Origin of the sequence: Acetobacter sp. KSO5 (assembly GCF_044094635.1) — a bacterium.
GTDB lineage: Bacteria > Pseudomonadota > Alphaproteobacteria > Acetobacterales > Acetobacteraceae > Acetobacter > Acetobacter cerevisiae.
On sequence record NZ_CP172014.1, the window covers coordinates 857,654 to 870,400 of the forward strand.

Below are 12,747 nucleotides of genomic sequence, written 5' to 3' on the forward strand. Positions count from 1 at the left end.
GGACAGAGACGCTCAGCGCGCCACTTTATTCCCAATGGCGCAGAGCAAAAGAAAAATGTTTCTCAGTCGCGCGATTGTCGGGGAATAGATCTGGCTCTCCTGCGTCTTCCCCACAGATGACATCAAAGGAGCGGCCTCAATGGCGGCAAAATCGACAGGCCCTTCGGGCTCTGCACTCCGCTGGCTGGGCGTTGCAGCCGCACCGGCAGCACTTGCTCTCGGCTTTCTCTGGGCCGGTGGCTGGCTTTCCCCTCACCGCGTGACGCAGAACCGCCTGATGGCGGAACTGCATGACGCGGGTAGTTACGGGCAGGGTTTCCGGCGCGCTCATTCCAAAGGCGTGTGCGTCACGGGGCGGTTTGATGCCAGCGGGGCTGCGGCCTCTGTGTCGAAAGCCGCCATTTTTCAGGAACAGTCTGTGCCTGTAGTCGGGCGGTTTGCTCTGGGGGCAGGGCAACCTTATGTGACCGACAATCCCGCAACGGTGCGCAGCATGGCGTTGCGTTTCATGCCCAAAGATGCGCCGGAATGGCGTGCCGCTATGAACAACCCACCCGTTCTGCCTTTGCGGGATGCACAGGATGCTTCAGACTTCTTTTCGTCTCAACGCATAGACCCCGCGACAGGAAAACCCGCCCCGGCGCGCGTCAAAGCGTTTGGCGCAACGCATCCCTGGCTTCAGGCCGCAGCGGAGAAAAACGCGCATCGCGTGATCACCTCAGGCTTTGCGGATGACACGTATCACAGCCTCGACAGCTTTCTGCTTGTTGGAGAAACCGGCACGAAAACGGCTGTCCGATGGGCCATGGTGCCTGTGCAGCCCGTGGCCCCTGCCGATACCGCAGCAGGCGGGCGTGATTATCTGTTTCAAAGGCTGATTGCAGATATCCATGACCACCCTCTGCAATGGCGCATGGTGCTGACTGTCGCGGGTCCTCATGATGCCGTTAATGACCCCAGCCAGATCTGGGCGCCGGACGACCGGACGATTGATGCAGGCACCCTGACCCTGAACGCCGTTGAGAGCGAGGACGGTGGCCCCTGCACCGGCCTCACTTTTGACCCTCTTATTCTGCCCCCCGGCATTGTCGCTTCGGCTGACCCCATCCTTCAGCTTCGGTCAGGGGCCTATATGCGGTCTTTCTCTTTGCGTTCCGGGGAGAAGCGCGAGCCAAGTGCCATTACGCCTGCCATGACACAGGCCCCAGCGGCAGAAAGTGAGAAAAAATCATGAATGCCACCCCCTCCTTTTCGCCTGTGGCGCGCGTGCTGCACTGGCTGATGGCTGTGCTGATTCTCAGCATGCTGTTCATCGGTATTTTTATGGCTTCGTCCCTTGGCCCCAGTTACCATCGGCTGGTCTCGCTGCATCGGCCTTTAGGGATTGCCATTCTGGTGCTTGCTCTCCTTCGGCTGACATACCGGCTGCGCCATGCCCCGCCACCTTTGCCGAATGACCTTCCCGCCGTTCTCAAACTGGCCGCCAAAGGCTCCCATATCCTGCTTTATGCCCTGATGATTGCGTTGCCTCTTGTGGGCTGGGGCATGCTCTCGGCTGGGGGTTACCCTATTCCCTTGTGGGGGAACGCTGTGCTTTTGCCGCCCATCCTGCCGCATAACCCGGCTGTCTGGTCCTGGCTGCGTTCTATCCACACCGTTCTGGCCTTCACCCTGTTTGGGCTGGTGCTGGCCCATATTGGCGCGGCTCTGTTCCACGGTCTTATCCGGCGGGATGACGTGCTTCAGAGCATGACTGGCAGGAAAACGTCACTGTAAGTGGAGAGGGCTTGGCCCATACAAGCCGAGAGGAGTGCTCCAGAAAAAAGCACTCCCCATCGCGGCCTCTTTGCGGCTGGTCTTAAAAACTTCTGCCTGAAGCTTAGAATGTCAGCTCCAGATTGCTCTGCACATAGGCCCCGGAGGACGCCCCGGCTTTGATCATGGCGCGGGAGGCGAAGATGTATTCGCCATCAAGGCTGAAGGTAATGTGGCGGGTGGCACGCCAGGTAAAGCTGGCCTGCGGCATGGTGGCGGTATAGCCGCCTTGCGGGCGGAAGCTGTAGGCCGCCGTGGGGTTGGCATAAATGGCATCATGCGTGCTGTTGCGCCAGATGACCGGCACTTTCAGCAGCAGGCTGGTATTGCGGCTGGTGGCAATGGTGGCCAGCGGGCCGACGTCAATCAGGTTCGAGTTGCCGATATAGGTGCTCATATCCAGATAGTAGGCGCTGGGCACGAAGGGAGAGAGAAAGTTGCCCCAACTGCTGGTCTGGCTTTTGCGCGTATCCCCGCCGGAAATGGCATCGGCCTGAATCCCAATGGCCGGACGCCCCCACCATTTGGCAAAACGCCATGAGACGGTGCCGTTAAAGGAATAGGCGGACACCGGGCGTTTGGGGCCATTGTTGGCCGCGTGGAAGTTGCCGCCCTGCCACATGCCGCCCAGAGAAAATTCGATGGGTCCGGCATTACCCCAGATACGTGTGCCGGGCGTGTCACGATGCGTGGAGCCGGCAATGGTGCTGGTCGTGCTGGCAATAGGGTTACTGGAGAGCGTGTAGCCCAGATAAAACGTATCCACGAAAATCTGGCTCTTTTTATCCAGAAATTTGAATTCAGGGATAGCGTAGGACGTATACGCCCCGAACAGGCGCGTTCTCCAGCCCACCTGATCATGGAACGCAGTGGTGGGGGCGTTGTTGGTCAGGGTGAGGTCAAACAGATCCACACGGAAGCGTTTCCAGAAGGCGTAGCCCCGCAGGCCGTTCCAGGAATAGGGCAGGGTGGGGTAAACGCTGCCTGCTGTTACGTAAGGCGGCGCATCCAGAAAGGACATGCGGCCGACCATGGCCCCCATGGTCGCGCCCAGCAGGTGGCCTTTGACTTCCACAAACGCCTGCTGTGCGTCCAGCTTGCTGCGCCAGCGGCCCCCGGTATAGCCGTAATAATTGATACCCCCGGCCTGGCCGCTCATCAGCTCCCCATACAGGCGCACATGCTCGCCCAGATGCAGGTCCGCGCCCGCGTTCCAGCGCAGGGTGGAGCGGTAGGCGGGGTCTTTCTTGACGGTGCCGAACATAGCCCGCTGGTCGTAAAACCCGTGATGGCGGAAGTTGCCGCTCAGCGTGAGGTAGATGGAACCGCTGTTATTGAGCGGGATGTATTTCAGCGGGTCTGCCCAGTCGATACGGTTCCTCTTGTCCCGCAGGCTAGACCAGTCTTCCGCCCAGCGGGAGACGGCGTAATACGCCACCGTGCCGAACCCTGCAGCCGCCCCGGTATTGGCGTTGAACACACCCCACGGCCCCTGATGCATGAGGGAAGACGGCAGCGGCTTGAGTTCCAGAGACTGCGGCTGGCCGTAGGCTTCCGGTCGGCTGGTGAGCGGCGGCAGCAGCATATTATCCCAGAATCCGCCACGCGCCGGAGGCTGGGTGGTGGTGGGTTCCTGGCCGTTGGGCGCAACTGTGGCTTTAGGCGGCTTGCGCACGACGTCTGAGAGCCGTGCGGGCATGGTGTCATGCGAGGCATTGATCTCATGCGCTGGCGCGGTATGGCGCACCACGGAGGGTGCGGGTTGCACGGTGCTTTGCGCATGGGCCGCCGCAGAGGGCACCACAATGGCAAGAAGGGCCCCGGCAGGCATCAGCCAGAGCAGCCCTGTGGACAGGCCGCTGGAAAAACAAAAGCGGGAGCGGGCAGACCACAGGCGCGATACAGGCGCGCCTGCGCTGCGAGCAAACAGATGGTTCATGACAGAACACTCTGAAAAAAGGGGAACCTGAGGGCAGCGATAAGGCTGTGCGGCGGAAACGCCGGGGCCTTATGCGGGAGCGCGGAAGGAGCGGGAGAGCGTAAGTCGCTCTCGGACCGCCCTAAGGTGCGCGGGGGCTGGCAAGGCAGCCACACGGCACCGGCGCCCCTCATTCTGCGTGGACCGCAGGGGGGATGGGAGCAGATGGAAGATGGTGTCCGAACCGGGACAGCAGAGCATCAGCATGACGGCACGACCTTATTGCGTCATGGCTTAACCAAATGGCTTGCCATGCATTTTTTGTTATTCTGACGTGCGTTATGGGTATAGCTAAACGCGAGCCCTGTCATCTCGCGTTTACGTGTGACACGAAATATTTAAGTGCAGGATCAGCCGGATTGCGGCAGGCCACCCAGCCGCGTCAGGCAGTCCCGCGCGCGGGTGACGAGGTGGATTTCATGCACGCTGGCAACGGCCTTGCGTGCATTGCTCTGCCAGCTGCGCGGCATGCCCTGCGGGGAGCAGACGGCGCGGGCCCCAAAGAGCGGACCGTCCGTCTGATCCATGGCTGCCAGAACGGCTGCCGGATGCGTAGGCAGGGCGCGGCGCATGGCGGTGCGGAGGGAAAGCGCTGTGGCCGGGTCGGCCTCGGGCATCAGAGCTGCCAGAACGGAGGCGGCTTCCGGCTGACCGGTGCTGACAGCCAGCCGCACGTCTGACCATTTGCGGCTTTTGGTCAGGGTGCGGGCGGTCTGCTCCGGCCCGTCACTTTCCAGCATATGCAGAATATGCGTGGAAGACTGGTTTGCCACCGTCTGGGACGCGGTCTGAACCGGGGACTGCGCCACTGCATTCGGGCTGGTGCGGGCAGGCGTGCCGACCGTCTCCGTTGCCTGCTGCGGGGCCGCAAAGGCCCGCGCAAGGGAGGCACTGACCGGTGCTGTGGCGGGTGTGGCTGGCTGCGCTGGTTTGGCGGAGCTGGTGGCCGCGGTTTCGGACAGAGCGGCCCGGCGCATATCCGCCACCAGAGGCCGGGGCGGAGTATGCGAGAACGTGGACAGGCTCAGCGCGCCAGCAACCAGAGCGGAAAGGATTACAAAGCGGGGCATACGCATAAGAAGTGTCTCCTTTCCTGAAGAGGCGACCAGACCAGAAGGGGCGGGCCGCAGCGTAAGACTGACTGAAGTCCATTGAGGCAGGCAGAAAATGGCGCGGTGAAGGCAGGAGCACGGAAAGGTTGCGGCGGAGGCGGCGTGTGTCCTATAGCGGGCCGGATTGGTCAGAGCTTTAAGGCGTCTGTCTGTGTAACCCTTCCCCCAGAGGATCAGATTTTTCTATGAGCAGCACGTCTCCTTCTCCCTCCGAAATTACCCGTCTCCAGACCGCTCTGCGTCGCCTGCTTGGTGCCAAGGGTCTGTCCGTTAACCCGCCGCCGCGCGCCGGTATGTCGGTTGAACTGGCTGTAGACGGGGAAGTGATTGGCACGATTCATCGTGATGATGACGAGGGCGAAGTGTCTTACGCCATCAACATCATTCTTCTGGAAGAAGATCTGCCGGCTGAAAAATAAGCCGCAGTCTTTCAGGCCTTAACCAGAGAGGGAGAGACCCGGAAGGGTCTGCTCCCCATCGGGCCTTCAGGCGTTGGAGGGGGCGACGGACGCCTGCATGATGGGCGCGCGTGCGGTGGGAAATTCCACCTTGGTCACTTTCCAGCGCCAGTTCTGAATCCGCATTTCAATTTTCAGCGGCGTGTCATGCTCGTGGCCGGGCAGGGGCACATCCACTTCAAACTGGTCAATCCGGGTGAAGCGGACCGAAGCCTTTTCCACCAGTGAGGCAAAAGACGGCGCGGGCTGGTTGGCCGGAATGGCTGCCGGGACGGCCTGATCAACCAGCGTGCCGAGATTGGCCTGCGTGACGGTGAAGTCCACTGCGTTGGACACAGCCGTGGTGGCGAAGGATGAGCCGAAGTCCGGCAGATCATCCGATGCCTGTTCCAGATGCAGGCCGGAAAGGGTCTGGTGCTTGATGGATGCATCCAGCTCGGACCAGTTGATGACCTGCCCAAGGGCCATCATGTCATGCGTCTGGATGGCGGAGCCGATGTTCCAGAGCGTGACGAACGGGGAGGCCAGATACAGGCCAAGTGCAGCCGCTGAGGCGCCGACACACACTCTGCGTGCGGCCTGCAAATTGTTCAGACTGGCGGCACGCCGGACAAAAGGTCCGGCAGAGGTGAGGGCGGTCATTGGTTGCACTCCTCATATGCTAAAATTGCAGTTCACGTATAGCAGACGCATGGCTCCCATGCATAGTTTCATTAATATGAATTCATAAGATCACGAAAAAGTGAACGGGGTATAAAAAACCCCGGCATGGCATAGAAGGGCCACACTGCTGGCCCGCCCAAAGTCAGACAGACCTAATCCGCAGAGATACTCTGCCCGCAGCAAAAGGGCGCTCAGATGGCGTTTGATTTCACGGAAGCCGAAATTCAGCGATATTCCCGCCATATTCTTCTGCCGGAGGTCGGCGGCACAGGGCAGGCGGCTCTTAAGGCGGCCTCTGTGCTGATCGTGGGTGCGGGTGGCCTTGGCTCGCCCGCAGCGCTCTATCTGGCCGCCGCCGGGGTGGGGCGGATTGGGCTGGTGGATGATGACACCGTCGAACTCTCCAACCTGCAACGCCAGATCCTGCACACCACGCAGGCCGTTGGAACACCCAAGGTGGACTCCGCCCGCGCCAGGCTGGAAGCCCTGAACCCCGAGATGACGCTGGAAACATGGCCCCTGCGGCTGACAGCGGACAACGTGGAGGATCTGGTCAGCCGGTATGATCTGGTGTGTGATGGTTGCGATAACTTCACCACCCGCTATCTGGTGAATGCCGCCTGCGTGCGGACGGGCAAACCGCTGGTGTCCGCTGCCGTGCAGCGGTTTGAAGGCCAGCTTTCCACCTTTCATCCTGCGCGCGGTGGCCCGTGTTATCATTGCCTCTACCCGCAGACTGACGGCGCGGCAGAGGGTCTGACCTGTGGCGAGGCCGGAGTGTTTGGAGCCGTAACGGGCGTGATGGGCACTCTTCAGGCCACGGAAGCGCTCAAGGAGCTTCTGGGGCTGGGGACGTCGCTGGCCGGACGGCTGCTGATGTGGGATGCTTTGAGCACACGGTTTACCACCATCGCCCTGCAACGGGACCCGACATGCCCGGTGTGCGGAACTCTGAAACGGGAGACGTCTGATGGCTGAACTTTCTGGAGAACCTGGCAGCGGGCTGTTTGCCGGCTCATCTGCACCCGCCGCAGCCCCTTCGGGCCGCACCGGCTTTTCCGCTGCCGTGGGGGCCTCGGCCTTTCCGCAGTGTGATCTGGCGCTGGTGATTGTGGAAGCCCGCTATGAGCGTGTGCATGCCGCTTTGATGCTGGCTGCCACGGCCTGCGCGCTGGGCCAGACGGTCCTGCTGTTTGGCATGGGGGCCGGTGTGGCCGCCTTCTGTGCCCAGTGGGACGGACTGGAAGACGCGCAGCGGGAAGACTGGCGGAAAGCTGCCGGTGTGGCGGGGCTGAATGACCTGCGCACCGCCCTGCGAGAGATGGACGCCACCCTGATGGTCTGCGACTCCGGGCTGAAGACCATGGGCCTGACGGACGAGGCGCTGGAAGAGGGCGTGGCGGTTGTGGGCCTGCCTACGTTTCTGGACAGGGCGGGGGCGGCCCGCGTGGCGGTTTTCTAAAAACCGCTTGCCCCCGCGTTTCTCTCTTGGCAGGGATGCAGGCATGATGTTCACATTGCCTCTGACCTTCCGGTTCCGACTGCTGTCCTGTCTGGCAGGGTGTGCGGTCGCTCTGTCTGGCGCGGTTGCTGCTGATAAGAAGCCCGCCGCGCACAAGCACCATGCACACCACGCCGAAGCGGACCACACTGCTGCCAGGAAAAAGACAGCAGACAAACCCGCTGCCAAAAAGGCCGCTACGGCGGACGGCAAGAGTGCGCATCGCAGCCATCATGAGGCCGCCAAGGCCCGCCACGCTGCCGGCCAGACGGCTCATGCTCCCGTAAAACATAAAGCTGCCACGGCTGCCGCTGGCGCTGCTGCTGCCGGAGCCGCCGTGGGCGCAGCCGGGGCCGCTGCTGCTGATCAGCCTGCAACGCCGCCTGCCGCAGCCACCCCGCCGGAACCACCCAAAGGCACCGTGACGGGCCTGCCGCTGCCGCGTTATGCCGCTCTGCGGTCTGATGAAGTGAATATGCGGGCTGGTCCGGGCCGTCGTTTCCCCATTCTCTGGGTTTATCACCGCCGTGGCATGCCCATGCGGATTGAGCGTGAGTTTGATGTCTGGCGTCTGGTGGAAGATGAGACCGGCCAGAAAGGCTGGATCCAGCAGGCGACGCTGTCTGGCGGGCGGGACTTCCTTGTGCCGGGTGAACCGCCGGGGGATGAAGCGCCGCTGGAAGTCAAACTCGATAAGAACGGCAATAAGGAACAGCCCTCCGGCCATATGGACACCCGCGTAGTGGCCACGCTGCCCACGCCTGCCGATGCAAAGAGTGTGACGGGGGCGGTTGTCATGCACAGCACGGCCAGCAACGATGCGCCTGCGGTTGCTGTTCTGAAACCCGGCTCTGTGGGATCTGTTAAGGAATGTGCAGCCGGGTCTGAGTGGTGCAAGGTCTCGGTCAAGAACTACACCGGCTGGGTTCCCCGCCGTGCAATCTGGGGCGTGGACGCGGAGGAAGCCATCACTCCCTCCTGAACCCCGGACTGGTTAAGTAAGGAGAAGGAGTGATCATGCCCACCTCACACGCGCTTATCTGCCGGACCAAGATTGTCGCCACTCTTGGCCCGGCATCCAGCGATTACGAGACAATCCGGGATCTGGCTGTGGCCGGGGCGGATGTGTTCCGCTTCAACTTCTCCCACGGCACGCATGAGGACCACGCCGCCCGCCACGCCATTGTGCGGCGGGTGGAAGCCGAACTGGGCGAGCCCATTGGCATTCTGGCCGACATGCAGGGGCCAAAGCTGCGGGTGGGCGTGTTTGCCAATGGCAAGGTGACGCTCAAACCCGGCGCTTCTTTCCGGTTCGATCTGTCCAGCGTGCCGGGGGATGAAACCCGCGTCTGCCTGCCACACCCTGAAATTATTGCCGTCGCCAAACCCGGCAGCCGCCTGCTGATGGATGATGGCAAGCTGGCTGTGGTGGTGAAGGATGTCGGCCCGGACTGGCTGGAAACTACGGTCGATGTGGGGGGCGTGCTCTCCAACCATAAGGGCGTGAACGTGCCGGATGTGGCGCTGCCCATCCCGGCCCTGACGGAAAAGGACCGGCGGGATCTGGCCTTTGCGCTGGATCTGGGCGTGGATTACGTCGCGTTGTCCTTCGTGCAGCGGCCTGAAGATGTGAGCGAGGCCCGCACTCTGGTGGGTGAGCGCGCCAACCTGCTGGTCAAGCTGGAAAAGCCGCAGGCGATCGAAAATCTGGAAGCCATTCTGGAACTGACGGACGCCGTGATGGTCGCCCGTGGTGATCTGGGCGTGGAACTGCCGCCCGAAAACGTGCCGCTGGTCCAGAAGCGCATCATCCGTCTGGCGCGCCGTCTGGGTAAGCCGGTAGTGGTGGCGACGCAGATGCTGGAAAGCATGATCTCGTCCCCCACCCCGACCCGTGCGGAAGCGTCTGACGTGGCGACGGCGGTGTTTGATGGCGCGGATGCCGTCATGCTCTCCGCAGAATCCGCCGCCGGACAGTATCCGCGTGAGGCCGTGCGCATCATGAACCGGATTATCTGGCGCATTGAGCAGGATGCGGAATGGCAGAGCATGATGGCCCGTGCCCGTCTGGCTCCGGAAGATTACGTGGCCGACGCCATTGCCGGGGCGGCCCAGCAGGTGGCGGATACGCTCAAGGCTCCGGCCATTGTGGCCTATACGCACCGTGGGGCCACGGCCTTCCGGATTGCGCGGGAGCGGCCATCCTGCCCCATTCTGGGCATTACTCCCACGCATGAAGCCGGGCGGCGCATGGCGCTGGTCTGGGGCGTGCGGGCCTTTGTGAATGAAGGCAGGCAGGTGACGAACGTGGAAGACATGGTGGACTCTGCGCTGGATGTGGTGCGCCGTGCCAGAATAGGCAGCTCCGGCAATTCCATCGTGATTGCCGCAGGGGTACCGTTTGGGGTGAGTGGCTCCACCAACACCCTGCGGGTTGCCAAAATTCCCTGAGGATTTGGGTGCTGTGTCCGCTCTCCGGGTGGACACATCGCCCGAGGGATGACACTGGGAAGGGAAAATAAAGGCGTACCCGCCGATGGTGTGCCTGATGAGGCAGGAGTCAGACACAATGGCTAAGGCGACACGCCGCAGGATTATGCCGCGCCGGACGGTTTTGCAGGGGCTTGCCTGCGTTCCGACGGGGCTTGCGGTTTCCTCGCTCGCGCAGGCGGCGGACCATGCTGCGGCCCCGCCGCAGCCGGAAACAGCCCGCCCTGCGGATGTAACCACCACACCCCCACGCCAGTGGGGGCCGGGGGCACCACCGGGCTACACGCCGGACCCGGATGTGATTGTGATTGATCGCTCCTTCCGGGACCTGCTGTTTGGGGCCGCAACCCTGCACCGGGTGTGGGATCAGGGCACCTGGCTGGAGGGTCCGGCCTGGTCTGCCGAGGGCCGGTATCTGCTGCTGAGTGATACCGTGACCAGCCGCCAGTATCGCTATTTGTGGGAGACGGGTGAGGTCACGGTGTTTCGCCCGGAATCCTACCATTCCAACGGCAACACGTTTGACTATCAGGGTCGCCAGATTTCCTGCGAGCACTTCCTGCGCCGTGTGATTCGCTGGGAGCATGACGGTTCTGTGCGCGTGCTGGCCGACCGGTATGAAGGCCACGCCCTGAACTCCCCGAATGATGTGATTGCCCACCCGGACGGCAGCATCTGGTTTACCGACCCCGGCTATGGCGATGGCTTTACCGAAGGCCACGCGGATGAACCGGGTGGTGAGGCCAACCCGGACGGCCATATTCGCTGGCGGATTGGCGAGGAGTTGATTGGCGAGCTTGGCGGCGTGAAGCGGCAGGCCGACCATACCTTCCGGATTGATCCTTCAGGCCGGATTGAATGTGTGCTGACGCAGGAGCAGTTGCCCAACCCCAATGGACTGTGCTTCTCGCCCGATCATTCACGCCTGTACGTCATTTCCTCCGGCAAGCAGCCGGGCGGGTATGGGCATGAGGGTGATCAGGCCGTGCATGTGTATGATGTGCACAAGGACAACACGCTCTCCAACCCGCGCCTGTTTACCAACATGCATTTTCAGGGTGTGCAGATGGGGCCGGACGGGATGAAGGCCGATATCTTCGGCAATCTCTGGTGCGGGGCCAGCGGCCCGCTGGGGCTGTGCGGGGTGTTTGTGTTCAACCCGGAAGGTCAGCTGATTGGCCGGATCCGCCTGCCGCACGGGGTGTCCAACCTCACCTTTGGCGGCCCGAAGCGGAACTGGCTGTTTATGTGCGCGGGGGAATCCCTCTATCGCCTTCAGGTCAACACGCAGGGCGCGGGCGCAGCGTAACGCGCTGCGTGATCAGGCGCGGTTTTTCAGGAAGACGGGCAGCAGCGTAAACAACCCACAGGCGCAGGCCACAAACAAGGGCAGGCCGCTTGTGGGAGAAAACGCCATGGCGGAGCCGGCCATGCCCGGTCCCATAAAGGACCCAAGCCCCCACGCAACAGAGGTGGCGGCGTAAACAGAGACGAGGTCTCCCCCGGAAAACCGGCTGCCGACCACGGACATAGCGACGGTATAGAGTGCCGCAAACAGTCCATCCCACACAAACAGCAGCGGATAGGCCAGCGCCGGAGTGCCAATGGCAAGCGGCCAGAGGCACGCCCCCAGCGTGGAGGCCGTGCCGAGGGTGATGAGCAGCGCACGCGGGTTTTTTAGCCGGTCTGCCAGCCAGCCCAACGGGGCCTGCAACACAATGGCCCCCAGCAGCATGACGGAGAGCAGCAGAGTCGCCTGACGTTCCGACCAGCCCGTATGCAGGGCGTAGAGTGGCAGGAAGGCGGAGCTTGCCGCTTCCAGCATGGCCATGAGCAGCGTGACGCAAATGGCAATGGGGGCCATCCCGATATAGCGCCACAGGCCGCTATGGGCCGGGCGCTCTGGCTTGGGCGCACGCATCCACGGCATGCTCACCATGGCAAAGGCTGCCAGCACAAACACACTGGTGATGGCGAACGGAGCTACCCCATGCCGCCCCACCAGCGTGAGCAGCACCGGGCCAATGGCAAAGCCTGAGGAGAGCATGGCGCTGTAAAACCCCATGGTGCGCGTGCGATTGCTGTCATCCGTGCTCTGGTTCAGCCAGCTTTCCGACATGATGAGCATGCTCTCGGTCGCGATCCCCAGCACAAGGCGGAGGGGGAACCAGAACCAGACAGACGGCACAAGAGGGAACAGCAGGAGTGTTACGGCGGTGCAGCCCAGCGCTGCCAGCAGAACCGTGCGCGGCCCCACCCATCCGGCCAGCCGGGGCAGGAACGGGGCGATGCCCAGCACCCCGACGCCGTGCATCATGGCCAGAGCGGCAATGGTATGCGGGCCGTACCCGTGGTCCAGCAGGGAAAATGTAAGGAGTGGCGTGCTGAGCCCGTAGGTCAGACCGAAAATCATCCCGACAGAAACAAGGGAGAGAATGGGCAGACGGGAACGCGTGGGAGAAGAAGCAGAAGGAAGCAAGAGCAGGCCAGACACCGTTGGAAAAAAGGCCAGTGTATGGGCACACACCGGCAGGGCTTTTGAATATCAGAATTTTAAAGCCGTGCGGCTTTTTATGCTCTTTCCCGGCTGGCGAACATGGCGGATGTTTTCTTAAAGGGACTTCAAAAATCACAACCCTGTTATGTGCGAGAGGAGTTTCGTAAAAAATTAATTGAGAACAATTCTCATTTGCTATTTATGTGTGTCAAGTTTGACATACTTCCAAAGGG

General features: G+C 62.0%; 12 protein-coding genes. 8 read left to right on the top strand and 4 right to left on the bottom strand.

The features are described from left to right. The first annotated feature begins 139 nt into the window (after positions 1–139). Entirely contained in the window at positions 140–1,234 is a 1,095-nt protein-coding gene (locus ACHQGU_RS03940; RefSeq protein ID WP_395495951.1) for a catalase family peroxidase, read from the top strand. Further along, complete coding sequence (locus tag ACHQGU_RS03945; RefSeq protein WP_395495952.1) at positions 1,231–1,776, top strand: cytochrome b; 546 nt, start codon at positions 1,231–1,233, stop codon at positions 1,774–1,776. The genes ACHQGU_RS03940 and ACHQGU_RS03945 overlap by 4 nt, the downstream gene beginning before the upstream one ends. 103 nt (positions 1,777–1,879) lie before the next feature. On the opposite strand, the gene ACHQGU_RS03950 is transcribed toward ACHQGU_RS03945, so the two are convergent. Both ACHQGU_RS03950 and ACHQGU_RS03955 read right to left on the bottom strand, forming a co-directional pair. Continuing rightward, positions 1,880–3,646 (bottom strand): alginate export family protein, encoded by a 1,767-nt coding sequence (locus ACHQGU_RS03950; protein WP_373320545.1) that lies wholly within the window; start codon positions 3,644–3,646, stop codon positions 1,880–1,882. A 497-nt stretch (positions 3,647–4,143) separates the two neighbouring features. Beyond that, complete coding sequence (locus ACHQGU_RS03955; RefSeq protein WP_395495953.1) at positions 4,144–4,869, bottom strand: hypothetical protein; 726 nt, start codon at positions 4,867–4,869, stop codon at positions 4,144–4,146. Positions 4,870–5,090: 221 nt separating this feature from the next. Between ACHQGU_RS03955 and ACHQGU_RS03960 the strand changes: the two genes are divergently transcribed. Next, the gene (locus ACHQGU_RS03960) at positions 5,091–5,324 is read left to right on the top strand and encodes a DUF3126 family protein (RefSeq protein WP_062142587.1); all 234 of its coding nucleotides are present in this window, start codon (positions 5,091–5,093) and stop codon (positions 5,322–5,324) included. A 66-nt stretch (positions 5,325–5,390) separates the two neighbouring features. On the opposite strand, the gene ACHQGU_RS03965 is transcribed toward ACHQGU_RS03960, so the two are convergent. Next, positions 5,391–6,005, bottom strand: coding sequence for a DUF2939 domain-containing protein (locus ACHQGU_RS03965; protein WP_062273900.1), 615 nt, complete (start codon positions 6,003–6,005; stop codon positions 5,391–5,393). A gap of 216 nt (positions 6,006–6,221) precedes the next feature. Between ACHQGU_RS03965 and ACHQGU_RS03970 the strand changes: the two genes are divergently transcribed. The 5 genes from ACHQGU_RS03970 to ACHQGU_RS03990 all read left to right on the top strand — a co-directional run bounded on the left by ACHQGU_RS03970 (position 6,222) and on the right by ACHQGU_RS03990 (position 11,326). Next, entirely contained in the window at positions 6,222–7,004 is a 783-nt protein-coding gene (locus tag ACHQGU_RS03970; RefSeq protein ID WP_395495954.1) for a HesA/MoeB/ThiF family protein, read from the top strand. Then, entirely contained in the window at positions 6,997–7,488 is a 492-nt protein-coding gene (locus ACHQGU_RS03975; protein WP_395495955.1) for a DsrE family protein, read from the top strand. Before ACHQGU_RS03970 ends, ACHQGU_RS03975 begins: the two co-directional genes overlap by 8 nt. A 43-nt stretch (positions 7,489–7,531) precedes the next feature. After that, positions 7,532–8,509, top strand: coding sequence for an SH3 domain-containing protein (locus ACHQGU_RS03980; RefSeq protein ID WP_395495956.1), 978 nt, complete (start codon positions 7,532–7,534; stop codon positions 8,507–8,509). Between the two features lie 35 nt (positions 8,510–8,544). Next, positions 8,545–9,978 carry a pyruvate kinase gene (gene pyk / locus ACHQGU_RS03985; protein ID WP_253556223.1) on the top strand — a complete coding sequence of 478 codons (1,434 nt, stop codon included), beginning with the start codon at positions 8,545–8,547 and terminating at the stop codon, positions 9,976–9,978. A 118-nt stretch (positions 9,979–10,096) separates the two neighbouring features. Next, complete coding sequence (locus ACHQGU_RS03990; protein WP_395495957.1) at positions 10,097–11,326, top strand: SMP-30/gluconolactonase/LRE family protein; 1,230 nt, start codon at positions 10,097–10,099, stop codon at positions 11,324–11,326. 12 nt (positions 11,327–11,338) lie between these two features. Here the strand turns inward: ACHQGU_RS03990 and ACHQGU_RS03995 are convergent, their stop codons facing one another. Beyond that, positions 11,339–12,496 carry an MFS transporter gene (locus ACHQGU_RS03995; RefSeq protein ID WP_395495958.1) on the bottom strand — a complete coding sequence of 386 codons (1,158 nt, stop codon included), beginning with the start codon at positions 12,494–12,496 and terminating at the stop codon, positions 11,339–11,341. Positions 12,497–12,747 lie beyond the last annotated feature (251 nt).